Below are 25,688 nucleotides of genomic sequence, written 5' to 3'. Positions count from 1 at the left end.
TTTGTCCATTTTCAAGTCAAACAAATGTGATTATTACCAACACAGAGTGATTTATCCCTCTAGGCAAAATGTCATCGTTAAATTGGAAAATCAAAAAGACGATACCATAACACAATAAACTGCCAAAAATCCCTTTCAACCTAATACTGTTTTTCGATAAAATGACACCTGATAATTTGTTTGAATATTCAAACTTCCGATAAAAATCACTTTACAGAGGGCATAATTTATGCAAGCGAGACGAGACGAGACGAGACGACCAAGATTGTCGATGAAAATCACGCATTACAACAAGCATTTTTAAATGAATTAGATGAAAAACTCTGGTCATCTGCGGATAAACTCCGCCAACAACTTGATGCCGCTAACTATAAACATATCGTTCTTGGTCTTATCTTTTTAAAATACATTTCTGATAATTTCACTCATCAACAGGAAAAAATTCAGGCGGAACTCTCCGATGCGGAAAACCCACTCTATCTTGACCGCACTTTTTTTGATACTGAAGAAGAGTATCAAGAAGCCTTAACTGCAGAACTAGAAAACCGTGATTATTACACCGCGGATAACGTATTTTGGGTGCCAGCTTCAGCCCGTTGGCAAGCCTTACAAGAAGTCTCTATTCTCAACACTGGGGCAGAATTGCCTTGGGGTGGAAAATTCGCAGGCGTGGCACGTTTGATTGACGATGCTTTTGATGCAATTGAAAAAGATAACGAAAAACTCAAAGGCGTACTCCAACGCATCAGTGGCTATGCGGTAAACGAAGACACCCTGCGCGGGCTGATTATCCTCTTCTCCGATACTAACTTTACCCGCCCGACTTACAACGGCGAGCCCGTACATTTAGGCGCAAAAGACATTCTCGGTCATGTTTACGAATACTTCCTAGGTCGCTTTGCCCAAGCCGAAGGCAAACGCGGCGGGCAATATTTCACGCCAAAATCCATTGTTTCCCTGATTGTCGAAATGCTCGAACCTTATTCAGGACGAGTGTATGACCCAGCCATGGGCAGCGGCGGCTTTTTCGTGCAAACCGAACGCTTTATCTCCGCCCATCAAGGCAACATCAATAACGTTTCCATCTACGGGCAAGAATTCAACCCCACCACCTGGAAGCTCGCCGCCATGAATATGGCGATTCGTGGCATTGATTACGACTTCGGCAAACACAACGCCGACAGCTTCACGCAACCGCAACACATCGACAAAAAGATGGATTTCATTATGGCAAACCCGCCATTCAATATCAGCGATTGGTGGAGCGAATCCCTTGCCGATGATCCACGTTGGGCATATGGCACACCGCCCAAAGGCAACGCCAACTTCGCTTGGCTGCAACACATGATTTACCACCTCTCGCCCAACGGCAAAATGGCATTATTGCTTGCCAACGGCTCTATGAGCAGCCAAACCAACAACGAAGGCGAAATCCGCAAAGCCATCATCAATGCCGACTTGGTGGAATGTATGGTTGCCCTACCCGGCCAGCTCTTCACCAATACCCAAATCCCCGCCTGTATTTGGTTTTTAAACCGCAACAAAAAGCGTCAAGGCGAAGTGTTATTTATCGATGCCCGCCAAATCGGCTATATGAAAGACCGCGTATTGCGTGATTTTACCGCTGACGACATCGCCAAAATTGCCGACACCCTCCACGCTTGGCAAACTTCTGACGGCTATGAAGACCAAGCCGCTTTCTGCAAATCCGCTACGTTAGAAGAGATTGCCAGCAACGAGTTCTTTCTCACGCCACGAACCAATTCATTAACGTTCACCAACGTTCATATTCGATAACAAACTATTGATATTTCAATAAGTTATCGTTCACAAATATTTACTACTGTTTATTTCTGATTGCTTATAACCGCACTTTTTAGATCCCAGTTTAGATCCCTCACTGTTTAGGGCTTTTTTCGAGGGATCTAAAAAGTCATACATTTTATTTTATGAGATGATGACTTATGAGCAAGATTGTTAAACCACTGACAAATACCACTTTACAAAACCTTAAACCGATTTCCAAAGAATACATTAAATCTGATGGAAACGGGCTTTATATAAGAATAAAACCTAATGGCACTAAAATTTGGTACTTTGCCTATAAATGGCATAAGAAGCACAGAAAAATTAGTCTTGGTGCATTTCCTGATCTATCTCTTGCATACGCCAGGGAAATAGCTACAGAATATCTGTGGACTGATTTTACGTAACATTGACCCGCTAGAATATCGAAACTCTTCTAATATAGAAGAAAAGAAAATAACCTTTGCGGAAATGGCGATTAGATGGCGTGATAAGCGTTTAAAATTGGGAAAACTTAAGCCTGAAACCGTCAATGATGCTTTCCGCCGCGTAGAATTGCATTTATTCCCGAAAATAGCAGATTTACTCATTGATCAAGCTAATTATAAGACTCTTGAACCTGTATTGTCTCCGCTTAAAAATTCAAATACGCTTTATAAGATAAACATTGCAATAAATCAGATTTTTAGAATGGCAGAGGATGAAGATTTAATTGTTAAAAATCCATTTAGAAAAATTCATGATGAATTTACTTACATTGAAACTAAAAATCATCCGACACTTGCACCAGAAGAATTACCCCGCTTGTTTGAAGTGATGCAAGGGGCAAATTTAGAAAAACCAACCGCACTTTTAATCGAATGGCAATTATTAAGCATTTTACGCAGTTCTGAGGCGGTTAGTATTGAATGGGCAGATATTGATTGGGATGAGAAAGCTCTACATATTCCCGCTGAACGAATAAAAGGCGGTAAACGTTCCCATAGTGTTCCACTTTCTCGACAGGCTTTGAATATATTAGAGCAAATGCGCCGTTATAATGGCAATCGTAAATATGTGTTTTGTTCACGCATTGCACCTTATAATCGCCCGATGAATAGCGGTGCGGCAAATGTTGCTTTAAAGCGTATGGGATTTAAGGGGTTGTTAGTTGCGCACGGTTTACGCAGTATAGCAAGCACTTATTTGCATGAATTAGATCGCTTTTCTTCTGAAGCCATTGAGTTATGTTTATCTCACGAAAATCGGGGGAAAGTGCGCGCGGCTTACGATAAATCGAAAAAATGGCGTTCTAGACAAGATATTATGCAGACGTGGGGGGATTATGTGGAGGAATGCAAAATAAAGGCGTTACGCACTTAACATTGAACGAAGCTCTTGTTTTTTATTTTCTGGCAGATTTGCAATGATATATTTAAAATAATTCTGTTCTTCTAGTTTACTAGGCTTTGTTGTGTGACTAAAGGTTAAGTGTATGACGAATTTATGTGCACAATCCTTATTTTTACAGGTGCAATAAAGCTTAGTATATTCTTTATGTTCTCTTTTGCTTCTATTAATCACTGCCTTATAACCACAGATTTTACAAAAAATCATTTTTTCACGCTTCCTTAACTGAAATACTTTTCTTATTAATCCTTTCACGGAAAATTTAAAAAAATATTATAAATCAGATATTTACATTTCACTTCTTAATATATCACTTTTTCCTTAACTGAAAAACACTGAAAAAATGTGTAATTTTTACAGTTAAGAAAATTCAATAAATAAGCATCTAAAGCTAGATATAGAAAGGCTTTACGCAATTTTAAAGACTGAAAATTAACTGTAATTTCTTCAATTTTTAACGTAAATTCGGCGGGGGAGGAAGTGGATTTTCCGTGACGTTGAATTTTCCGTGGAAAATTTCCGTGGGCCCTGGTTGAAATGGTTACTTTTTATCCTCTTTTTGTGGATTCTAATTTCACAAACAAACTTTCTATTCAATCTATCACTAATCTTTTATTTTTTGCCTATCCAATGGGATGTATTGAGATTCCTAGGAATCCAATTTTTATAAGGAAAATATTTATGAATGAAAAAATGCCACAGGCAGAACGCTTCATAAAATTACCCGAAGTGATGAATAAAACGGGGCTAGGGCGATCAAGTATTTATCGAAAAATGAATACTGGCGATTTTCCCAGAAGCATTCAACTAAACAAAAATAATATTGTATGGCTTGAAAGCGAAGTAAATGCGTGGATGCAAGCACAGATAGAAAAACGTAACCAAAAGGAGAAGTAGAATGAAACTACAAAACCAAGATAAGCAAGCCGAATTAGAACAACTGATCGGCAATTTAAACGTTAGCAATCAAGTATTCTACGAAATACAAGATAAAGCCTTATCGATTAAAGAAAACATATCGCGCAATAAAAAACTCATTGAAGCCTTAGAAAGCGATAACCAAGAAGCACAGAAGGAAATAGACAATCTTCAAGTTAGCGACACTGGCGAGATTAATTTTGATGGCTTTGATGAACTTTCAGAACGAATCAGTAAAAACACCCGTAAAATCGACACAATTAGAAAAGTGGTTGAAAAATTCGAAATTCAATTAGAAATTCTTTTGATGACGGAATACGAACAAAACCTGACAATATGTAATGAATCCGCCCGCAAATGTTATTCACTTATTGGCGATGAGTTACTCAATGAATTTATTTCAGGCAGTATAGCAGAAGAATTAAGCCGAATACTTACCATTTTTGATAAAGGTGGAAGATATGCAGATGTTTTAAGATATTCAACGGATAGCAATATTCGCGATGTTTTTATTGATGAATTGATAAAACGATTGAAACCTTACATTAAAGCTGATGCAAATGTGCGGGATTTAGGTTTTTCATCACCCGAAGTTAAACTATCTATCCCGATTCCTAGCTGCAGTTTATTGCAGAGAAATAAACATTTAGAAGAACTGAACAATAAACTAAATCAATACTAAGTCGTAGCCCTGTTAAAAACAGGGCTTTTTTATTTTTAGGATAAATTGGCATAATTTGGAACGATTTTGGACTGTTCAACCTGTTATATTTGTGTTATTTTGCTATATAAAAATACAGTATTTAGGAGGGCTGCTATGGAGCTATGTCTAATCGAACAAGATTATATGACTATTTCTGATTTTATTAATTCTTTAAATGAAACCAATAAAACAAAAATAGATATAGATTACCTACTAAAACTTTTTGTAGATGAAAAACTTAATTTCTATTTAAAAATAAAAGGCAATCAAGAGGAAATATATATATCAGATAGATCCTATTTTTGTTCAACACAGTTAGAAACATATGGCAATACTAATGATAATCTCTTTGTTACTAATCGCGTTGCAAAAGAATATAGAAGTGGAGAAGAAATAAATTTAGAAAATAACAACTTTCATTTTGAACTAAGTTATTTATCGTGCGATTTGATAACGAAAGGAAAATACAAGCTTAATAATAGAAGAAATTTAATAGTATCAGATGAATTTTGTTTTGAGGGGATGTTTAGAATAAATATATATAAAGGATTTATTAATGAAATAGGGTTAGACCTTAATAGTTATTTATATAATATAAGAAAATCTATACGATTGTCCAACACTGGATTAGCTAGGCTTATTTGTGCTGAATTAGAGATACATGAAGATCTTTCAGAATTCCCTGATATTAGTATAGATACCGAATATGATAAAATTTTTATTGATTATTTAAATGAGGTTTATTTATCTAAAGTAGAAATTGATATATTAAATAAAGACTTTGAATTATTTACAAAAACAGATGATAAAAAGTCAGAATCACAATTAAACGGTGATTTAGATCATGAGATGTATCAAAGCATTATTAATGCTTTAGTATTTCTGCATCATCCAAAATTTCAAAAAGTAAATAGAAAGAGCTTTTTCATAACTGACAAGAACAGACCATCATTTAATGCAATTTCTGAAGCTATTAGCGATATATTAGAAGAAATGCAAAGTAAAGTTGGATATAGTGGAAAAGTCAGAAAAGCGAAGACCATAGCACCTTTTCTAGAAAAATTTCTAGACCGAAGTCAATACTACTAAATCAAGCCCCTAATTGGGGCTTTTATTTTTTACCCTATTCAACCGTCTAATTTTTTCTAAAAAAGACAAAATTTTTCTAAAAAAAAGTAAATTTTCCCAATTTCCTCTAGATCATTTTTTCAACTTCCTACAATACTTTCCGCAATCAAACATAGACAAAGGTGAACGTTAATGGAGATTGCTCAGTACATATGCACACTTACTTATTCAAGAGGAAAACAAAATGAAAGATTCTCAAATAAAGCAATATGCAAGCCAACTTGCGACAAAATATCAAGACCAACTAAGCAAACAGCATGACGTTGTTCTATCCATTACACTAAATGAGAAAGCTCTGCAAAATCTAATGAAAGATTTTAAAGCACGCTCTGATCTCTTAAATTCAATTAACTGGATCACAGTAAAAGATGCAGCGGGAGGAAAATTTCTTGGTGCACTAAAAGGCACAACAACAGGACGCAAACAAGAGGGGCGAAATCGCTCTATTATGGAATATGGCGAAACTTACAAAACTTGCGAGATAGATAGCGGCGTGCAAATTAACTGGCGTTTAATTGATGAGCTTGAAGTCACTCAAGAAAACTTTGAAGAGCTTTTCACCCGGTTGACAGAAAACCAATTTATTTTAGACATGCTAAAAATAGGCTGGCATGGTGAAAGCCAAGCGGTAAACACACAAGCCGAAGATTTATCAGATGTTACAAAAGGCTGGCTGGCACAACTGAAAGAACAAAACCCAGCGAATATCATTACGGGCGGAAAAAGTACGGGCAAAATTGTCTTATTTACTGAAAAAGCCGACTACAAAAATTTAGATGAATTAGCGACTGCATTGCGCAATAAATTGCCAGCAGAATATCAAGAACGCAATGATCTTGTATTTCTTGTAGGGGCTGAATTAGCCTCTAAAGCCAATGCCAACATTCAAGGGGCATACCTTTATTCTGAAAATAACGGCATGAATAATCTTTATTTATCAAATTATTTTGGCGGTATGCCTAGCATTATTCCGCCGCAATTCCCGAAAAAATGCGCCGTGGTTACCACGCTTAAAAATTTAAGTATTTACACACAAAAAACAAGCTGTCACCGCTCTATTTATAACGAAGAAAACACAGGTGACTATATTAACGCCTACTATCGCCAAGAGTGCTATGTTGTAGAAAACCTTAATTTAATGGCGGCAATCGAGCACAAAAACGTGGTATTTGAAAATGAATAAAGCCTTATCTGTAATGACCGAATTATCCCGCTTGCCAATTTCAACGCAACGCCGTTTTATTAATGAAATTGCGCGTGAACTTTTACAAGAGAAAATTCCGTTACATAGCTCAATTTTACCGAGATATGACGAACTCAACCATAATGAAAAAAGAACGTTCTATTTTATTCTGATGGAATATATAGAAAAAGATGATGTAGGCAAAACCCTGATTAAATAAAGTGCGGTCAATTCCGCACTTAAATAAAAGGAAAGAATATGACATTAAAAACCTTATTGACGATTCAAGAGCTTGAAGAAATGGGCATTGCCAAGCGCACAAAGATTTATTACATGATGAAGCGTGACGATTTTCCGAAACCGTTAAAATACGACAGAACCAACCGATGGGCGCGTGAAGATGTACAAGCCTGGTTAGATAAACAAAACCCAAACCGCAAACAAGAGGCGCAGCATGGCGGGCTTACGGCTTAATTGCCCTGAATGTGGTAAAGCGTTACAAATTCGCTCTTCTGTGCGACCGTGCGCAACGGTAACGATAGCTTATGTTTATTGCGACAAATGCGAATTGAAAGGCGTTTATAAAGCAGGATTTGAACAAGGGCAATTTGCACGATTCCAGCCAATTGCACAGCCACACCAATGGGCGCAAGACCACCCACCCAAACTAGAAAGCAAAAAATAAGGGCTTACCTCGAAAGATAAGCCCGTTCCCTATAACGACAATTTAAAGCGAATAATTCAATGAACTATTTAAACGACAATCTACCGTTTAATGCGGTAGCGTGCAACCTTTTTACACGTAAAAATAAACCATTTTTACAAAATGGCTTGACAGATAAAACGAGATTAAACTATATTAATTCCGCTCTCGCAAAATCGAGAGTCAGCCGTGACAAGCTGAACATTTTACAGGCGAACGATAGCACGCCATTTAACCGTGCTTTTTTTGTTCGTAGCGTTTACGCACCTATCCAAAATAATCTATCTTTTGATAGACTATTCTCAATGGTAGCGCGTAATGGGCAACCCTTAGCGGTTGGCTGTTTTCCTGTAAAGGCAGTTTGTCACCCCGTTACGTGCTACCGCCCGACCGTGACAAGTCTAGCGGTAGTTCCTAAAAATTATTTACAGGACACCGCAGAAATGATCTACAAATTTCTATGCGTTAATCGCACACACCCGCACTTTAATTTGTGCATTCAAACTATTCACGCCAACACCGAAGAAAGCGCAAGATTAAGCCTTAACGCTGATTTTCGCCACCTCGTCACCGTTGCAAAAATCAACCCGAAATTTAACCGCACTTTAGCGATGAAAGGGGGGATTTATGCGTAATCTTTCCCTTCATTTAATTGATGAAATTCAAAGCGAAATGACCCGATTTGATACGTTGAACACCTGTTTAGAAATGGTTGGCACAACTTTTTATTTGAAAGATGAGAGCGAATTAAAGGGCTTTATGCTAGATATTGCGCACTTTCAACATTTACAGATTGAGCTAATTCAAGAGAAGTTAGATCAGTGTTTCCCCAAATCACGCCCTACATTTTCCCATTCTCGGGAGGCAAAAAATGATAACGCATAAAATTATCTTACCAGACGGCACGATCATAGAGTTTTTCAATGATGAGGCTAAAGCAATGTGGCAAAAAGCCGAGCGATTAGTACAGCAAGCGGAATGTATTAAAACGAAAGCACAAAAGCGCAAGAAAAAGCACCGCACCCATCAAAAACAAGCAAGACGGAAACAACGCTAGGGGGAAATATGGAAAAGCAAACAAAAACCACCGAATTTTTATTAAATGAATTGGAGAGCCTGAAAGCCCGTGTGCAAGCAATAGAAAATCAATATGCGCAAGAAGATCAGATATGGACGCCACACGATATAGCCGCTTATGCAAAAGTATCTTATGGTTATGTGATTCAAACCTTAATTAAATTGCCTGATTTTCCCACAACGTTAGGCGATTCACGCCCACGTTCGCCGAAAAAATACCGCGCGGGCGATGTTATCGAGTTTTTTAAGAATCGGAATAAGGCATAGGGGAAAAGATGAGTTATAAAAAACACCCACCAAAAGCACTGCACTTTGATGAACAAGGGCGCGTAGCCTTTGAGCATATTCACGCATTAATTGGCAATAAAGCCTGGAATGCTTGGGGATTTGGTAAAGATAAAGGCAATGGCCTTGAATGGGGTTTATTGCGCGATAAATTAGGGCTTGAGCGTGATTATAAGCCGATAATTTTAGATGCGGAGAAACTGGCAAATGCTGGCGATTATCAGATTTTAAAAGATGATGTGCACGCCGTGACGTTTTACCGTTTTGGCGAAGTGACAAGCGACCAAGAAAACGCCCTTTTATTAGCACTAGCAACGCACAGCAAGGCTAAAAAAGTCTTTTTTGCGGATAGCCTCGGCGATAATTTGGAAGAATTAAGCCACCGTTTAGAAGATTTACGCAATAGTGCAGAATCGCGCAATTTAGCAGAAATGCGCGTGGAATATATGGATAAGCCAGAAGCACCAAAACGTGAGCCTTATGTAGAGTATCGAGAAAATGGCAAGATTAAAGGTTTACATCAAATTAAGCCGATAATTAATAAAAAAACGGGAGAGGTGCAATACGAAGAAAAAACGTGGATTTGTGATGATTTAGCACTAGTTGGCGAGGGGAAAACGCAAGGTGGGGAATACTACTATCTTTTCCAATGGCAAAACCGAGATGAAAATAAGCCGCGCACCGTTGCTATCGCCCGTGAAGATTTCGGCACGGATTCAGGCTGGAAGATGCTAAAAGCGCAAGGCTTGAAAATGACACAAGGTTCAGGCTTAACACAACGCCTTACCGAGCATTTTCACTTTAACGGCGACCATTTCACACAGTGGACTATCACTAACGTGACAGGTTGGCTAAATGGGGCGTATTTATTACCGAATGGGGAAATTATTGGTACGCCGCTTAAACCAATTTATTTTACCGACCGAAGCAGTTCAAGCCTGGGCTATACGACAAGCGGCACACTTGCAGATTGGCAAAGGGAAATTGCGCAAAATGTACGTGGTAACGCCTCAATGATGATTGGCGTAGCGGTTGCGTTAGCTGCACCTATGCTTTCACTTTTAGGGCGGGAATCTTTTGGCGTGCATTTATTCGCGGAAAGTTCAAAGGGAAAAAGCACAACCCTAAATATTGCCAACAGTATTTACGGCAACCCCGAAAAAATAAAATTAAGCTGGAGCACCACCGCAACAGGCGTAAAAAATGAAGCGGCTGCACGCAATGACGGCTTTATTACTCTAGACGAAATCGGACAAGCCAAGGACGGAAAGAACCTAGAGACTATCGCCTATGATTTGTTTAATGAAACAGACAAAATCAGAGGCGAAAAAGAGGGCGGAAACCGACAAATAAAACGCAGGAAAGTCTCCGCACTTTCGACAGGGGAAAAAGATTTAGAAACCCAGCTAAGACTGCAGGGCGCAAAAGTGCACGCAGGACAATTAGTACGGCTTTTAAATGTACCACTCGAAGAAGCGAACCATTTACACCATTTTCCTAATAACAAGGCGCACGCCGACCATTTAAACGAAAAAGTGCAAGAATGTTTTGGCGTAATTGGGCGCGAATGGATAGCCTTTCTTTCTAACAATGCGGATGCAGTGAAAAGCACCTATAAGATAATTCGCCAAAAATGGCTAGATTTATCTAATAATATGAGCGGATAAGTGCAACGTGTAGCGGGCGACCGTTTCGCCGTGCTAGAAACCGCACTTTATTTAGCCAAAGACTTAACCCAATGGACGGAAGAAGAAAGCGCACAAGCCATTTTAAAAAACTTTCTCAACTGGAAAGAAGAGTTTGGCGAAAATAGCCGAGAGGAAACAAGTTTAATCAGAATTTTGACCGATTGGCTATTAGTCAATGAAGCAAGTTTCATTGAATACCCAGCGGATCCTAATGCAAGAACACCGATTAAAGTATCAGGTGTTAGAGTGTTGGCCAATGAAGCGAAAAAGGAAGAAGAGCATTATTTCATTTATCCTAAAATTTTTGATGAAATTATTGAGGAATTCCCTAAAAATATGGCGCATAGCATACTTTTTTCATCAGGGTTATTAAAAAAACCGAAAAAGCCCGAGAATGGCTATAATGAATACATTTTCAAAATATCGAAAAAGTATATAGGCAAAACGGTAAGGGCTTATAAAGTGATGCCATTTTCAGATGATGAAAGTGATTCAGAAAAAACCGAATAAAAATTAAAGCAAGGTTCGCCACCTTGCTTTTTTTTATGTTTTAAAAGAATTTTTCTGCCAAAAGATAGGATTTTTATAGGAATTACAGGAATAAAATATTACATATCTTTATAAATCAATAAGTTACAATAATAAAAATTTCCTATTACCTATCTAAAAATTCCTATTCACTGGGTAAAAATTCCTATTTTTGCTCTTTTTGTCCTATTGTACAAAAAACAGCCTTTAAAAATTCCTGTAAAATTCCTAAAAAACCCCTGTTTAAAAAATAATCACAGGAATTTTTTCAAACATTCAACCTATTAATAAATAAAGATTTTTTTCATAAAAATTAAAAAATTCCTGTAATTCCTGTAATTCCTGTAATTCCTGTAAAAAAAACGCACCAACAGAAAAAAATAATTTAAGAAACCAATACCCATCAATAAAGGCATTCTAGAAATCTTTTAAAAACTCTTTTAAAGTGTTACGATTCAGAAGAACTAACAACAAAAAGAGGATATTTATGGCTATTCATCAAATACTAACAGAGCAGGCTGCAAGCATTACCGATCTAAAACGAAACCCTATGGGCGTAATGCGAGAAAGTGAAAATGGCGTGATTGCGATATTAAATCGTAACCAACCAGCCTTTTATTGTCTTACGCCTGAAATGTTCGCTTATATGCAAGAGTTAATCGAAGATGCAGAACTAGTACGCATTGCAGAAGAGCGAAAAGCTGAGGGCGGTTTTATTGAGGTTGATATTAATGACTTATAAACTGACATTTAGCCCAAAGGCAAAGAAAGAATGGGATAAACTTGGCGATACCATAAAAAACCAATTTAAGAAAAAGTTATTAGAACGCTTAGAAAATCCACACGTGCCCGCAGATCGGCTTTCTGGCTTTTCTGGTGTGTTTTATAAAATAAAACTTCGCTCGGTAGGTTATCGTTTAGTTTATGAAGTTATTGAAGATAAAGTTATCGTTTATGTTCTTGCCGTTGGCAAGCGTGAACGCGCTGAAGTTTACACCGCTGCACGGGATAGATTAAATTAATCTATATTTAATGATATTACTTGTTATTAATCACAAATTAATTTACATTGCACCCTATCTTTGATCCCTGTTTAGATCCCAGTAAACATAAGCGATCACGACTAAACCCCAGTAAAATCAAGGCATAAGCGTTAAAAATTGTTGTTCGTTCTCACCACCAGGGCGCTACGTCGGCACCGCAGAACAAGAAGACGACGGCGTACCATTTGCAGAAAAAATGCAAAATCTGACCGCTCTTTTGAAGGAACAATTTGCGAAAAGTGCGGAATTGGAAGCGGAGATTAAGAAGAATTTAGGGGGATTGGGGTATGGCATTTGATATTAGAGAAACAGCATTCAAACTTCCTGAAAATTGGAAATTAGTCCGTTTGGGTGATATAGCAAAAGTAAATGAAAAATCGCTAACGAAGAAATCTCAACCTGATTTTATTAGATATATTGATATTTCATCTGTATCAACCGGTGCATTTGACACTCCAAAATTACTGAAGAAAGATGAAATTCCTTCAAGAGCTAAAAGAATTCTACGAAATAATGATTTTATTATTTCTACTGTTCGCCCAAATCTAAAGCAGTTTTCTTTTATAGAAGAAGCTCAAGAAAATCTAATTGCCTCAACAGGTTTTTGTGTAATTAGCTCTAATAATTCAAAACTAGCTTGGTATTTATACTCACTTATAACATCAGACTTATTTACCGAATATTTGGTAAAAATTGCTGATGGTGGAGCTTATCCAGCTTTTAATCCAAAAGAAATTGAAGATGCAATTATTCCACTTCCTGATAAAGACAATTTAGAGTTTATTAGCGATACATCTAGATTTTTTCATAAAAAAATCCAACTCAACACCCAAATTAACCAAACCTTGGAACAAATCGTCCAAGCCCTATTTAAAAGCTGGTTTGTTGATTTCGAGCCCGTGCGTGCCAAAGTTCAAGCCCTTTCAGACGGCATGAGTCTTGAACAAGCAGAACTTGCAGCCATGCAGGCAATCAGCGGAAAAACACTCGAAGAACTGACCGCACTTTCACAAACACAGCCTGACCGCTACGCCGAACTAGCCGAAACCGCCAAAGCGTTTCCGTGTGAGATGGTGGAGGTTGATGGGGTTGATGTGCCGAAGGGGTGGGAGGTTAAGCCCTTAGGAGATTTAATATCTTTTGTGAAAGGTAAAAAACCAAAATCTGTATCACCAAAACAAGAAGAAAATATGTTGCCACATATTCTTACTTCATCGTTAGAAGGTAAATACAATGAATTTTGTGAAAGTAATAAACTTGTAACTATTGAATATCATAATATTATTATGTTAATGGATGGTAGCAATTCAGGAAGAATTGCTATTGGTCATAATGGCGTAATTGGATCAACATTAGCCAAAATCAACCTTGATAATAACAAACTTTGGGCTGTTATTTATCAATTCCTTAAACATAAGGAAGCTGATATTCAAGCTAATACAACAGGAACAACTATACCGCACACAGATAAAAACAGAGTAAATAATTATCTGATGGTTATTTCTGATAATTTTCTATTAGAAAAATTCACTGAGTTATTTGATAACTCATTGTTAAAAATAATTTCAAATAGAAATCAAATTATTAGCTTAGAAACAACCAGAGATTTGTTGTTACCTAGATTGTTAAATGGAGAAATCAATGTCTAAATTAACAAATCTAAAGGAAATGCACTTCATCAATAGAAAAAAGCCGTTATCAGATCAAAATTTTCAACTTGAGATATTTGATGATGGTCTTGTTGGTTATTATCAATGCATTAAAGTTAAAACACTTAAACAATTTGAATACCTTTTGAAAGAAATTCTTTTGAATGAGAAAAAATATCAAGGCTTTATTTATCGTGGTCAATCAGATTCAAATTGGAAATTAGAAAGCACATTCCAGCGAGAAACAAAAGGGAAATGCGTTGATCCATACTCTCATTATGAAAATTTTAGACAACTTGCCAGAGGGAAATTAGCAGAACAATCATTACTACAAAAAACGCAAGAAACTGAATACATCAATGAGTTATGGGCTGTTGGACAACATTTAGGATTAAAAACACCATTGTTGGATTGGACGACTAACCTCTATGTAGCCTTATTCTTTGCTTTTGAAAAAGAGAAAAAAGTGAAATATCGAGCAATTTATCGAACTAATATGGATTTATTCGACAAAGGCAAACTTTATGTTTCTGAATGCTTTGTCCCGTATGCTGATCCAATAGGAAGAATATCTGCTCAACAAGGTTTATTTATCACTCAAAAAGGCATTGCAACATTAGAGAATGCAATGCGTACTGAAAAAGATCACCTAGAAAAGGTTTTATGCAGTACGAAATTCTATATTGCTAATACATTGAGAGATGAAATTCTTGCTTATCTAAAACATATCGGAATTAAATTTGAAACAATTTATCCTGATATTCAAGGGGCAATTTTAGAAGCCAATGAGAGATTGAAGAAAGATATAGAAAGAGCGAAATCTTATCCAAGAGGTTAATTTCACTTCTGCCAAATCTCCCCTATCCCCTCTTTGCTAAAGAGGGGGACTATTTGGGAGGTTTGTTAGCTGCAAGCGGTCGGATTAACAGAAAATTTTTCCAATGAAAAACACCTAAACTAAAACTACGCTCAATACCATTCCCCCTCTTTAGCAAAGAGGGGTAGATTTGGCAGTATCAATAAACGAAGAAATTAATCCATAAGCTCCCCAAAGACAGCAAATACACAAAAGGAACACTTTATGCTCAACGAAAACGACATCGAACAACTTACCCTTCAACGCCTGCAATCCCTCGGTTGGGAATATCGCTATGGTAAAGACTTGCCTGTTCATGAAGGCGAGTTTGCCCGTGGCGATTTGGGCGGTGTAATCTTTATTGAACAACTGCGTGAGGCGGTGCGTAAACTCAACCCGCAGCTGCCTGAAAGTGCGGTGGATTCTGTGGTCAAATCGGCGACGAAAAGTGATATTGGCGATTTAGTGGTGCGTAATCAGGCATTTTATAAACTGTTGCGTGATGGCGTGCGGGTGGAATATACGCAAAACGGTGAGCAAAAAATCGAGATGGTGCGTTTGGTAGATTTCGAGCATTAGGGAAACAACCGTTTTGTTGCCGTCAATCAGCTGGAAATCCGCAGCCGTAAAGGGGGCAAGCGGATTCCTGATATTATCGGATTTGTAAATGGTCTGCCCTTAGTTGTATTTGAGCTCAAAAATCCGTTGCGTGAATCGGCGGATTTGTTGCAGGCGTTTAATCAGTTTGAAACCTATAAAGATGAGATTGCCGAGCTGTTTGTTTACAACCAAACCCTGATTATTTCAGACGGCATTGCCGCCCGTTTAGGTTCGCTTTCAGCAGATTTCCAACGCTTTACACCTTGGAAAGTCGTGGACGAAAAGGCAAAAAGTAAGCGGTTGGATTTTGGCGATGAATTGCAAAATCTGTTAAACGGCTTGATGACACCGCAAAAACTGCTGGATTATGTACGTTATTTTGTGCTGTTTGAACACGGTTCTAATGGAGCGTTAATCAAGAAAATCGCGGCGTATCATCAGTATTACGGTATGAATGAAACGGTAGAATCCACGATTTTTGCCACAAGCGAGCAAGGCGATAAACGCATTGGCGTGATGTGGCACACGCAGGGTTCGGGGAAATCCATTTCCATGCTGTTTTATGCTGGCAAATTGCTTACACAGCCTGAATTAAAAAATCCAACGATTGTGGTAGTTACCGACCGCAACGATTTGGACGGTCAGCTTTTCCAAACCTTTTCTTCAGGCAAAGATTTAGTCAAACAAACGCCGCAACAAGTAGAAGACCGAGAACAACTACGCCAACTGCTCGCACAAAATGAAGTCGGTGGCGTGTTTTTTACTACCATTCAAAAATTCGCCTTAAACGAGGAAGAAAGTCGCTTCCCTGTGTTAAATGAACGCAGCAATATTATTGTAATCAGCGATGAAGCACACCGCAGTCAATACGGTTTTACACAAAAATTGCATAACGGCAAATTCCAAGCAGGTTATGCTCGCCATTTGCGTGATGCACTACCTAATGCTTCGTTTATTGGCTTCACGGGTACGCCAATTAGCCTTGAAGATCGCGATACACAAGATGTTTTCGGTCAGTATGTATCTATTTACGATTTGCAAGATGCGGTGGAAGACGGTGCAACCGTGCCGATTATTTACGAAGCTCGCCAAATCAAGCTGGCGGAGAATGCTAATCACGATGAATTATTTGCAGAAATTGATGAACTGCTGGAAGGCGAAGCAAACCTGAAATTACGCTTGCGAGAAAAATTGCTTGGTTCGGAAGCACGATTGCACGATTTAGCGGTCGATTTTGTGCAACATTTTGCAAAACGCAATCAGCAACAAGACGGCAAGGCGATGATAGTCGTTTCTAGCCGTCAAATTTGCGTAGATTTGTATAATCAGATCATCGCTCTGCACCCTGAATGGCATTCGGATAATATCAATGAGGGTGCGATTAAAATTGTGATGACAGGTTCGGCAAGCGATACGCCTGAAATGCAAAAACATATTTACAGTAAGCAGGAAAAGCAAACATTAGAACGCCGTTTTAAAGATCCTACCGCTCCGCTGAAAGTAGTAATTGTGCGTGATATGTGGCTGACAGGCTTTGATGCACCGTGCTGTAACACTATGTATCTTGATAAGCCAATGAAGGGACATAACCTAATGCAAGCCATCGCACGAGTAAACCGTGTATTCGCTAACAAAAGTCGCGAAAACGGTGGACTTATCGTGGATTATGTTGGTTTGGCAGAAGAATTACGAGCAGCCACACAACAATACACCAACTCTACCGGCAAAGGGCAATTAGCGGAAGATGTGCAAAGCGTGTTCTTTAAAATGAAAGAACAGCTTGAATTTATCCGAACTTTGTTTGCGACACCAATTGAAGGAGAAGCATTTGATGTTCGGATGGCAATTTCTGAACAAGAACCTGCATTATTGCTAAAAGCCATTACGACAGCGGCAAACCATATTGCTACGCTCGACCAACTGCCTAACGAAGGCAAAGCACACGATCAACATTGGCACAATGCAGACGATATTGAGCCACGCAAAAAAGCCTTTTTGAAAACGGCAGGAAGCTTGAAAAAAGGTTACGCTTTATGTGGGGCATTACCTGAAATCGAACCATATAGTCAAGAAGTGGCTTTTTATGATGCTGTACGTGCTGTGCTTGCCAAACGTGAACAAAACGGAAAGGGGACAACGGAACGCTTAATTCAGCTTAAAGCCTTAATCAATCAAAGTATTGTATCTGAAGGTACCATTGATTTATTTGATTTGTTGGGCAAAGAACAAACGCAGATTAATTTGCTTTCCGACGAATTTTTGCAAGCGATCAAAAACAGCGAGACCAAAAGCCTGTGGGTGTTAGCGATGGAGCGTTATTTGAAGCAGGAAATTAAAGCCAAAGCGAGCCGTAACCTCACCGCACAAAAAGATTTTGAGCAACGTTTGCAAGAGGCTCTTACGCAATATCACAATCACAATTTAAGCGTGGTGGAAATTCTTGATGCACTTGTGCAGATGGGGCGGGATTTCTCCGAACGCTTATCGCGGGGAGAAAAACTCGGTTTAAGCACGGCAGAATTAGCATTTTACGATGCACTTTCTCAAAACGAGAGTGCAAAAGAGTTGATGAACGATGAAGTGCTTTCTAAACTCGCTAAAGAAATTACAGATATTTTACGCTGCTCAGTTAGTATTGATTGGCAACACAAAGAAGCGGTGCGGGCAAGAATTAGATTACTCGTTCGACGTGCCTTACAAAAATATAAATATCCGCCTGATAAACAGGAAGAAGCCGTAACTTATGTGATTAAACAAGCGGAAGAGATTGCGGGGGATTTAAGTTATTTATAGTGAATTGTTAGATTGCTCTTTGCTTTTACAGATTATATTAGATTAAATACCAAGCAAAAACCTCGTGGGCTTATGCCCACTTCACTCTTACTTCATCCCCCAATAAAAAATACCGCACTTTCATGCGGTATTCACAAAATTAATGGCTACTTAATACTTGGGCTGGTTGTAATTTAGCGGCCCTACTTGCTGGATAAAGACTAGCAATTAAACTCAATGCAAGTGCTGCAACTAAAACCATCAAAACATCCAACCAATGTAACTCGCTTGGCAAAAAATCGACAAAATACACATCGCCTGATAATAATTTCTTGCCAATAACCCACTCAATGCCTTGAATAAAAGTTGTAAGATTTAATGCAAGTATAATACCTAACACAATACCAATTAAGCAACCTTTCATTCCTGCCTGTAAGCCATACCAAATAAAAATACGTTTAATGAAAGCATTATTCGTCCCAAGCGTGCGCATAATGGCAATATCGCCCTGCTTATCTTTCACCGCCATAATCAGCGTAGAAACAATATTAAAACATGCCACCCCAATCACGAGCACCATAGCGATGTACATCACTGTTCGAATAAGTTGAATATCGCGATACATATAACCAAATTTACCAATCCAGTTTTGAATATAAAGCATCTGAGGATAGTCGTTAAGCATAGATAAATCCAGATTTTTCACAGAAAAAGGATCATCTAATTTCAATTCAACACCTGTTATTTGATCAGGTTTATAAGTTAAAAATTCTTGTGCTTGAGCAAGCGGCAATAAGGCATAACTGTAATCAAGTTGCCCATCTAAACGTAAAATTGCAGTAACTTGCACGCGTTCACGAGTGGGTTGAGCAAGTTGTTCATCGCCGTTTTGCTGAGAAATAAGTAAGGTAACCCAATCACCCGATTTTACATCGAGTTCTCTAGCAATACCTGATCCCAGGACTAATCCACCTTCTTTACCAAATTTATCCCAACCTTGCTCTTGTACGAAATTACCAAGAGAGCTCACACGATCTTCTGCTTGTTTTTCAATGCCCTTCACCTGAACTACTTTCAGTTTTGAGCCATTTTCTACCAATGCAGTAAAACTAACAAAAGGGGAAATACCTTTAATTTGGCCATTTTGTTGTAAGCGTTTTTCCAAATTTTGCCAATGGTGAATGGCTGGATCCGTCGTATTGGGCGCTGATAAAATTTCTGCATGGGGAACCACTGCAAGAATTCTTTGGTTAAGCTCACGCTCAAAACCATTCATCGCACTTAAGCCAACAATTAAAACTGCAACACCCAACGCAATGCCAATTGCAGAAAATTTTGCAATTAATGTAACCAAAGGATTTTTCTGCTTGCCACGTTGATAACGCCAACTAATGAAAAAAGGCGTATTCATTATGCACCTTCCTTCAAAATGCCATCTTGCATCACTAAACGGCGTGATAATTTTTCAGCAAGCCCCATATCGTGAGTGACTAATAAAAAAGCGATATTTTGCTCTTGATTAAGTTGTTGAATGAGTTCAAAAATGCTTTCTGTGGTCTTGTGATCGAGATTCCCTGTGGGCTCATCCGCTAAAACTAATGATGGATCATTCACTAAAGCCCGCGCAATCGCCACACGCTGACGTTCCCCACCAGAAAGCGCAGAAGGACGATGCGTCATTCTATGACTTAATCCCACCGCACTTAGCATTTTTTCAGCACGATCTTTCGCTTCTGTTTTATTTTGATGACCAATCAACATCGGCATCATCACATTTTCAAGTGCGGTAAAATCCGCCATTAAATGATGGAATTGATACACGAATCCTAAATAACGATTACGCAAAGCAGCTAATTCATTAGCCGATGCTTTTTGCAAGGATTGTCCATTAATAAACACTTCCCCACTACTTGGCTGATCAAGTCCCCCTAAAGTATGCAATAAAGTACTTTTCCCTGAACCTGAACTTCCCACAATCGCAACCAACTCTGCAGGTTCCATAGAAAAAGAAACGCCTTTTAATACTTGCGTTTGATTTTCACCTTCTTGATAAAATTTATTGATGTTTTCGCATTTTAATAAATAGTTATTCATTTTTTACTCGTTTTAACCGCGCTTTAGCGGCAGATAATCTCATTAAAAACTTATTCGTATCGCAAGGCAGCGGCAGGTTCTACTTTCGCTGCTCGATAAGCGGGATAAAGTGTAGAAAGTAAAGAAAGCAACAAGGAAAATCCAATGACAAAAATCATTTGAACAAAGGATAATTCTGTCGGTAAAAAAACACCTTGTGGATTTACCGCACTTACAATGTCCGTTAAGTTCAAGGTAACTAAAACACCCAAAATAGCACCGAGCAATGTGCCAACAAATCCCACCAGTAATCCTTGATAAATAAACACTGAACGCACTTGAGATTTTGTTAAGCCCTGAGTTTGCAAAATCGCAATTTCCCCTTGTTTATCCACCACCATCAAACTTAATGAAGTCACGATATTGGAAATCGCCACGACAATGATCAAACTAATCAGCAATCCCATCATATTTTTTTCCATTCTCACCGCTTGGAAAAACTCACCTTTTTGTACGCGCCAATCCGTGATTTTTTGTGTTGGGAAATGTTGTGGGAGCTCTGTAATTTGGAACGGATCATTCAAAAATAAACGATAGCCCTGCGCTTGCTGCGGTTGAATACGCATTAAGCGACCAATATCTGTAATATTAGCAAAGGCTTCATAACCCGATGCTTCGCCATAATCATAATAAATATCGCTAACCGTAAATAAACGCTGCATTGGCACCCGACCGAATGGTGTATATTGGCTATTTTCCGTAATCATCAAACGGATTTTATCCCCAATATTCACGCCCAGTTTTTGTGCAAGTTGATCACCAATAACCAGTTTAAATTCACCTGTCGGTAAAATTTCATTAAATTTAGTCTGATCAAAAGATTCAACCAAAGGATCATCAGAAAATGATTGAATACCAATAATTTGTCCTGCACTCACACCTTTTGTCGTTTGATAAATCACATTGGTTGTATTGATCGGCACCGCTTTTTGGACAAAGTGCGGTAAATTTTCTAATGTTTTTTCTGTAGAAATAGGCTGTTCTTCACTCACAATCGCGTGAGGAATGGAAGATAGCACCTGTTGTTTTTGATAACCTTCTAATCCATTCATCACAGAAAGCACGATGATCAATGCCATCACACCTAGCACAATCCCCAGGCTTGCAAGATTAGTCACTAATCGCCCAAAACGATCCGCACTTTTCGCACGCCAATAACGTAGCGCAATATAAAGAGAAATAGGAAAATTCATTATTTTTGATTTAATTGTTGTACAAATTCTTCGATATTTTGCATTACTTTGCCAACTAATGTTGTCACTGCACTATCGCTCGCCCAAGCAATATGCGGCGTGATAATCAAATTAGGCATAGTTTTTGCAGCTAAAATTAACAGATTATCTTTTTCTGGCGGCTCTTTTACCATTACATCCAAAGCCGCTCCGCCTAAATACCCCGTTTTTAACGCATCAAATAATGCAAGTTCATCAATCAAAGGCCCACGCCCTGTATTAATCAAAAATGCACCTTTTTTCATTTTGGATAAGGTTTCTGCATTCATTAAATTCTTTGTTGTTTCAGTTAATGGGCAATGCAACGTCACAATATCCGCTTGTTTTAATACTTCCTCAAAGGGTGTATAACCTTCACGGCAAACAGTGGCGTCTTTATGTTCAGCATAAAGCACTTTCATTCCCACGGCATTAGCCAAACGCCCCACTACTGTCCCTAAGCAACCTTTACCAACTACACCTAATGTTGAACCTAACACATCTGTAATTGGGTAATCAAAATAACAAAACTGTTTACTTTCCGACCATTTTGCTTCCATTTGATCGCGTAACCAACCAGCTAAACTATGTTTTAAAGCGAAAATTAATCCCATGACATGTTCTGGTACTGTCGTGCTGGAATAACCTGTCACATTACGAACAGCGATGCCCATTTCTTCTGCAGCCACAAGATCAACATTATTTGTACCGGTTGCAGTAATCGCAATTAGCTTTAACTTAGGTAATTGTTTTAACATTTCTCGATCAAAAATGACTTTGCTCGTAATAACAATATCAGCATCTTTCGCTCGTTCAATCGTTTCAGCAGAAGAAGTATGCTCATATTCAGTCCAAGTATGCGAAAAACTTGGACGAGGGATAGAGATATGCTTCGGGATAGCCGTACTATCTAAAAAGACGATATTCATTGTTTCTCCTTTTATATACAAAGTGCGGTCAAAATTAACCGCACTTTTGATGAAATTTAAATTGAAGTATCCAATTCTGGGAAAGATTTTACTAAATCGTCAATGGCTTTCATTTGAGATACAAAGCCTTCAAGAGCAGAAAGAGGCAATGCAGAAGGGCCATCACATTTCGCTTGATTTGGATTTGGATGCGCTTCTAAGAATAAACCTGCAATCCCTACAGCTAAACCTGAACGTGCTAATTCTGTGACTTGTGCGCGACGACCACCTGATGCTGCCCCAAATGGATCACGGCATTGAAGCGAATGGGTTACATCAAAAATAACTGGGCTACCCTTAGATGCTTTTTTCATGACGCTGAAGCCAAGCATATCCACAATTAAATTATCGTATCCAAAGTTTGTTCCACGATCACAAAGAATGATTTTATCGTTACCACATTCCTCGATTTTTTCCACGATATTACCCATTTGACCCGGGCTTAAGAATTGTGGTTTTTTCACATTAATCACTGCGCCTGTTTTTGCCATTGCTTCAACGAGATCTGTTTGACGCGCCAAAAAGGCTGGAAGTTGAATAATATCGACAACATCTGCAACAGGCTGACATTGATAGATTTCGTGTACATCAGTAATAATTTTTACACCAAACGTATCTTTTAATTCTTGGAAAATTTTTAATCCTTCTTCCATACCTGGGCCACGGTAAGAATGAATAGACGAACGATTCGCTTTGTCAAAAGAAGCTTTAAATACGTAAGGCACGCCAAGTTTCTCCGTCACTTTCACATAAGCTTCGCAGACTTGCATTGCCATATCACGGCTTTCAAGTACGTTCATTCCACCAAAAAGTACGAAAGGTTTGTCATTTGCAACATCAATATTGCCAATTTTTACAATTTTATTTTGCATAAATTTTCCTTAAATCAATGGAGGGGAAAAGGATCTTTATCAATCTCGCCCTTAAGTTCTAAAAGTTGAGTTCGGATTAAAGCCGCAGTTGGATCTTCCGGACAACGTTCCACAAAAAATTCTAAATCTTTTAATGCCGAAGGGTAAGCACCCATCTGAGCTAAAACTAAACCGCGATCACGGATGTGATAAGGATCTTCATCATTACCAATCAATAAATTTTCAATATAACGGTATGCCATGTCGTTATGTTCTTCGCGGATAAGTGCATTCTTCGCCAGTTGCTCAAAACGAGAATAAAGCAAGAAAAGATCGGCTCTATCAAGTTCTGCGGGTTGAATTTGCATACCAAAGCCAAACGCACCTTCATAAAGTTGCTGTAACTTTTCTTGTGAAATATAAGTACCATCCCAAGGATCAATAAAAGCCACTTCATCTCTTACTTCGGCACGTAAAATGAGCTGTGTTGGGAAATTAACTGGATAAATTGGTAAATCTAATACGTCAGCTAAATAAAGCACTATCGCCCCAAGCGTCACTGGCATACCTTGACGATTTTGAAACACATAAGGCAAATATAAATTGCGAGCATAAAAATAATCTTCTGGATCGCAATGAAAGCCCCAATCACCATAAAATAGCTGTAGTAACTGATGAATCTGCTCTTCTTTCGGCCAATCAGGCGAAATTTCTTTACGCGCTCGACGCACAAGCCCACCGATTTTTCCCCGAAGTTGCGCTTCTGATGTGCCATCATCTGAGATGGTATTATAAAAATGCACAAATTGATCGTATAACGCACGTCGATAATATTTCATTACTTCTTCCAAAAACCTAAAGTGACGCGCTCATTGTCGCCATAATCACGCACGGTTTCAACCATTTCCCAATGATTTTCTTGGAAAATTGACCGCACTTTTTCGCCTTGTTGCCATCCGTGTTCAAGCAATAATGCGCCATTAGAATTCAAATAACTCGGTGCTGATTCAATTATATGACGTAAATCAGCATACCCCGCATCATTGGCAACTAATGCGGAAAGTGGTTCAAAACGCACATCGCCTTGATGCAAATGTTCATCTTGAGCATCAATATAAGGTGGGTTGCTGATGATAAGATCAAACTGCCCTGTTATATTTTCAAACCAACGACTCTGCAAAAATTGCACATTTAACTTATTTTTTTCTGCATTAGATTGAGCTAACGCCACAACATCGGGTATAAGATCAACACCAATTATTTCTAATGAAATTAGTCGTTTTTGACAAATAGAGGAAAGCTCCGATGCTAATGCTAACGCGATAGCACCTGTACCTGTGCCAAGATCAAGAATACGAAAGTGCGGTGGATTTTCTTGTAATTTTTCTAACGCAACTTGTAATACTTTCTCTACGAGAATTTCAGTATCTGGACGAGGAATTAATGTGCCTTTTGAAACATTTAATGACAACGACCAAAATTCTTTTTCACCAAGAATATAAGCGATAGGTTCACCTTTTAGACGACGATCTAAAAGTGCGGTCAATTTTAACCGCACTTTTTCATCAATCTCAGTATCATCAAAAGCAAGGATTTGCGTACGCGATTTGCCCGTTGCGTGTTGTAATAGCACTAACGCATCAACTTTGCCATTCTCTGTCGGATTTATTTGATTTAAGACTTCAATAGCCTTAAGTAGCCATTCATTATAAGTCATTGAGTTTTAACAACTATTGTCGACATTATAGCATCAGTTAGAGAGCGGCGTTCACTGCTTACAAAAACGATAATCACACTAATTAAACTCAAACCTGTCAGCTGTAAAATAAAATCTAAAATTTCTCTAACAACATACTTCCCAAAACTAACTGGTTGATGTGTTGCATAATCTAATACTCTAATATTTAACCAATATTTTCCTAGGGTTTGCCTATAAGTTTTCATAAAATATAACTGAAAACCTACATATACAATCGTTCCCAGCACACCAGCAAAATCCCCCAATGCAAAACCGAGACCAACCATCACCCAAAGTACAAGCCCATTAATCATACTCGCAAGCCAACGTTTAAAACGGCTTGCTTGAGCAGGTTGAGAAGGCTTGAAAGCAGAAGAAAATTCAGCATCTTTTTGATTTTCAATGATCATTTTATTTCCCTGTAAAGTTAAAAAGGACATCTGAAATCAGATGCCCCTA

28 protein-coding genes and 3 pseudogenes are annotated in these 25,688 nt (G+C 38.3%); 22 read left to right on the top strand and 9 right to left on the bottom strand.

The genetic code is table 11. The features are described 5' to 3' along the window. Nucleotides 1-180 precede the first annotated feature (180 nt). From ABW51_RS03160 to ABW51_RS03155, 3 genes and pseudogenes are all read left to right on the top strand, one after another. Nucleotides 181-1,755 (top strand): annotated as a pseudogene (locus ABW51_RS03160) (type I restriction-modification system subunit M); the annotation flags it as partial. 209 nt (nucleotides 1,756-1,964) lie between these two features. After that, entirely contained in the window at nucleotides 1,965-2,213 is a 249-nt protein-coding gene (locus tag ABW51_RS10315) for an Arm DNA-binding domain-containing protein (RefSeq protein WP_231625699.1), read from the top strand. 64 nt (nucleotides 2,214-2,277) lie between these two features. Beyond that, nucleotides 2,278-3,168 carry a tyrosine-type recombinase/integrase gene (locus ABW51_RS03155; protein WP_231625698.1) on the top strand — a complete coding sequence of 297 codons (891 nt, stop codon included), beginning with the start codon at nucleotides 2,278-2,280 and terminating at the stop codon, nucleotides 3,166-3,168. On the opposite strand, the gene ABW51_RS03150 is transcribed toward ABW51_RS03155, so the two are convergent. Further along, nucleotides 3,157-3,402, bottom strand: a complete 246-nt coding sequence (locus tag ABW51_RS03150) for an ogr/Delta-like zinc finger family protein (RefSeq protein ID WP_053465532.1) — start codon at nucleotides 3,400-3,402, stop codon at nucleotides 3,157-3,159. The genes ABW51_RS03155 and ABW51_RS03150 overlap by 12 nt on opposite strands. A 474-nt stretch (nucleotides 3,403-3,876) precedes the next feature. Here ABW51_RS03150 and ABW51_RS03145 point away from each other — a divergent pair, with 474 nt between their 5' ends. The 19 genes and pseudogenes from ABW51_RS03145 (at nucleotide 3,877) to ABW51_RS03060 (ending at nucleotide 18,349) form a co-directional block, all read left to right on the top strand. Beyond that, nucleotides 3,877-4,092 carry a helix-turn-helix transcriptional regulator gene (locus ABW51_RS03145; RefSeq protein WP_012054921.1) on the top strand — a complete coding sequence of 72 codons (216 nt, stop codon included), beginning with the start codon at nucleotides 3,877-3,879 and terminating at the stop codon, nucleotides 4,090-4,092. Nucleotide 4,093: 1 nt separating this feature from the next. Further along, nucleotides 4,094-4,795, top strand: coding sequence for a hypothetical protein (locus ABW51_RS03140; protein ID WP_053465531.1), 702 nt, complete (start codon nucleotides 4,094-4,096; stop codon nucleotides 4,793-4,795). Between the two features lie 165 nt (nucleotides 4,796-4,960). Beyond that, nucleotides 4,961-5,905 carry a hypothetical protein gene (locus ABW51_RS03135; RefSeq protein WP_156262541.1) on the top strand — a complete coding sequence of 315 codons (945 nt, stop codon included), beginning with the start codon at nucleotides 4,961-4,963 and terminating at the stop codon, nucleotides 5,903-5,905. Between the two features lie 223 nt (nucleotides 5,906-6,128). Beyond that, on the top strand, nucleotides 6,129-7,127 hold the full coding sequence (locus ABW51_RS03130) for a phage major capsid protein, P2 family (RefSeq protein ID WP_053465529.1): 999 nt from the start codon (nucleotides 6,129-6,131) through the stop codon (nucleotides 7,125-7,127). Beyond that, nucleotides 7,120-7,347 (top strand): hypothetical protein, encoded by a 228-nt coding sequence (locus ABW51_RS03125; RefSeq protein ID WP_053465528.1) that lies wholly within the window; start codon nucleotides 7,120-7,122, stop codon nucleotides 7,345-7,347. The genes ABW51_RS03130 and ABW51_RS03125 overlap by 8 nt, the downstream gene beginning before the upstream one ends. A gap of 38 nt (nucleotides 7,348-7,385) precedes the next feature. Further along, entirely contained in the window at nucleotides 7,386-7,601 is a 216-nt protein-coding gene (locus ABW51_RS03120) for a helix-turn-helix transcriptional regulator (protein ID WP_053465527.1), read from the top strand. Beyond that, nucleotides 7,582-7,812: a hypothetical protein gene (locus ABW51_RS03115; RefSeq protein ID WP_053465526.1), complete on the top strand. Its 231-nt coding sequence runs from the start codon at nucleotides 7,582-7,584 to the stop codon at nucleotides 7,810-7,812. The genes ABW51_RS03120 and ABW51_RS03115 overlap by 20 nt, the downstream gene beginning before the upstream one ends. 59 nt (nucleotides 7,813-7,871) lie before the next feature. Next, entirely contained in the window at nucleotides 7,872-8,465 is a 594-nt protein-coding gene (locus ABW51_RS03110) for a host cell division inhibitor Icd-like protein (protein ID WP_082318372.1), read from the top strand. Continuing rightward, the gene (locus tag ABW51_RS03105; protein ID WP_053465525.1) at nucleotides 8,458-8,715 is read left to right on the top strand and encodes a hypothetical protein; all 258 of its coding nucleotides are present in this window, start codon (nucleotides 8,458-8,460) and stop codon (nucleotides 8,713-8,715) included. Before ABW51_RS03110 ends, ABW51_RS03105 begins: the two co-directional genes overlap by 8 nt. Further along, nucleotides 8,702-8,887, top strand: coding sequence for a hypothetical protein (locus ABW51_RS03100; protein WP_053465524.1), 186 nt, complete (start codon nucleotides 8,702-8,704; stop codon nucleotides 8,885-8,887). The genes ABW51_RS03105 and ABW51_RS03100 overlap by 14 nt, the downstream gene beginning before the upstream one ends. An 8-nt stretch (nucleotides 8,888-8,895) precedes the next feature. After that, nucleotides 8,896-9,174, top strand: coding sequence for a hypothetical protein (locus tag ABW51_RS03095; RefSeq protein ID WP_053465523.1), 279 nt, complete (start codon nucleotides 8,896-8,898; stop codon nucleotides 9,172-9,174). A gap of 8 nt (nucleotides 9,175-9,182) precedes the next feature. Beyond that, nucleotides 9,183-10,859, top strand: a complete 1,677-nt coding sequence (locus tag ABW51_RS03090) for a DUF927 domain-containing protein (protein ID WP_053465522.1) — start codon at nucleotides 9,183-9,185, stop codon at nucleotides 10,857-10,859. Then, entirely contained in the window at nucleotides 10,860-11,390 is a 531-nt protein-coding gene (locus tag ABW51_RS10310) for a hypothetical protein (protein ID WP_231625697.1), read from the top strand. Between the two features lie 505 nt (nucleotides 11,391-11,895). Next, nucleotides 11,896-12,150, top strand: a complete 255-nt coding sequence (locus ABW51_RS03080) for a type II toxin-antitoxin system Phd/YefM family antitoxin (RefSeq protein ID WP_032823666.1) — start codon at nucleotides 11,896-11,898, stop codon at nucleotides 12,148-12,150. Continuing rightward, entirely contained in the window at nucleotides 12,140-12,430 is a 291-nt protein-coding gene (locus ABW51_RS03075) for a type II toxin-antitoxin system RelE family toxin (protein ID WP_012054909.1), read from the top strand. Before ABW51_RS03080 ends, ABW51_RS03075 begins: the two co-directional genes overlap by 11 nt. 157 nt (nucleotides 12,431-12,587) lie before the next feature. After that, nucleotides 12,588-12,749, top strand: a pseudogene (locus tag ABW51_RS10520) (DNA methyltransferase); the annotation flags it as partial. Then, nucleotides 12,739-14,100 carry a restriction endonuclease subunit S gene (locus tag ABW51_RS03070; protein ID WP_053465521.1) on the top strand — a complete coding sequence of 454 codons (1,362 nt, stop codon included), beginning with the start codon at nucleotides 12,739-12,741 and terminating at the stop codon, nucleotides 14,098-14,100. The pseudogene ABW51_RS10520 and the gene ABW51_RS03070, both read left to right, overlap by 11 nt. Beyond that, complete coding sequence (locus ABW51_RS03065; RefSeq protein ID WP_053465520.1) at nucleotides 14,093-14,938, top strand: FRG domain-containing protein; 846 nt, start codon at nucleotides 14,093-14,095, stop codon at nucleotides 14,936-14,938. Before ABW51_RS03070 ends, ABW51_RS03065 begins: the two co-directional genes overlap by 8 nt. 243 nt (nucleotides 14,939-15,181) lie before the next feature. Beyond that, a pseudogene (locus ABW51_RS03060) lies at nucleotides 15,182-18,349 on the top strand (type I restriction endonuclease subunit R). A gap of 139 nt (nucleotides 18,350-18,488) precedes the next feature. Here the strand turns inward: ABW51_RS03060 and lolE are convergent. From lolE to ABW51_RS03020, 8 genes are read right to left on the bottom strand one after another with little or no spacing between them, the layout of a single operon-like run. After that, nucleotides 18,489-19,739: a lipoprotein-releasing ABC transporter permease subunit LolE gene (lolE, locus tag ABW51_RS03055; RefSeq protein ID WP_053465519.1), complete on the bottom strand. Its 1,251-nt coding sequence runs from the start codon at nucleotides 19,737-19,739 to the stop codon at nucleotides 18,489-18,491. Then, complete coding sequence (gene lolD, locus ABW51_RS03050; RefSeq protein ID WP_053465518.1) at nucleotides 19,739-20,422, bottom strand: lipoprotein-releasing ABC transporter ATP-binding protein LolD; 684 nt, start codon at nucleotides 20,420-20,422, stop codon at nucleotides 19,739-19,741. Before lolD ends, lolE begins: the two co-directional genes overlap by 1 nt. A gap of 50 nt (nucleotides 20,423-20,472) precedes the next feature. Further along, entirely contained in the window at nucleotides 20,473-21,654 is a 1,182-nt protein-coding gene (locus ABW51_RS03045; RefSeq protein ID WP_053465517.1) for a lipoprotein-releasing ABC transporter permease subunit, read from the bottom strand. After that, entirely contained in the window at nucleotides 21,654-22,601 is a 948-nt protein-coding gene (locus ABW51_RS03040; protein ID WP_053465516.1) for a 2-hydroxyacid dehydrogenase, read from the bottom strand. The genes ABW51_RS03045 and ABW51_RS03040 overlap by 1 nt, the downstream gene beginning before the upstream one ends. A 56-nt stretch (nucleotides 22,602-22,657) precedes the next feature. Further along, the gene (gene kdsA, locus ABW51_RS03035; protein ID WP_005629022.1) at nucleotides 22,658-23,512 is read right to left on the bottom strand and encodes a 3-deoxy-8-phosphooctulonate synthase; all 855 of its coding nucleotides are present in this window, start codon (nucleotides 23,510-23,512) and stop codon (nucleotides 22,658-22,660) included. A 14-nt stretch (nucleotides 23,513-23,526) separates the two neighbouring features. Beyond that, a complete protein-coding gene (locus ABW51_RS03030; RefSeq protein WP_053465515.1) occupies nucleotides 23,527-24,330 on the bottom strand; it encodes a SirB1 family protein in 804 nt (267 codons plus the stop codon). After that, on the bottom strand, nucleotides 24,330-25,208 hold the full coding sequence (gene prmC, locus ABW51_RS03025) for a peptide chain release factor N(5)-glutamine methyltransferase (RefSeq protein WP_053465514.1): 879 nt from the start codon (nucleotides 25,206-25,208) through the stop codon (nucleotides 24,330-24,332). Before prmC ends, ABW51_RS03030 begins: the two co-directional genes overlap by 1 nt. Beyond that, a complete protein-coding gene (locus ABW51_RS03020) occupies nucleotides 25,205-25,639 on the bottom strand; it encodes an RDD family protein (protein WP_053465513.1) in 435 nt (144 codons plus the stop codon). Before ABW51_RS03020 ends, prmC begins: the two co-directional genes overlap by 4 nt. Between the last annotated feature and the right edge of the window lie 49 nt (nucleotides 25,640-25,688).

Origin of the sequence: Haemophilus sp. C1, from assembly GCF_001276515.1 — a bacterium.
Taxonomy (GTDB): Bacteria; Pseudomonadota; Gammaproteobacteria; order Enterobacterales; family Pasteurellaceae; genus Haemophilus.
The sequence above is the reverse complement of the archived record's forward strand: the minus strand, read 5'-3'. Positions and strand labels throughout refer to the sequence as shown.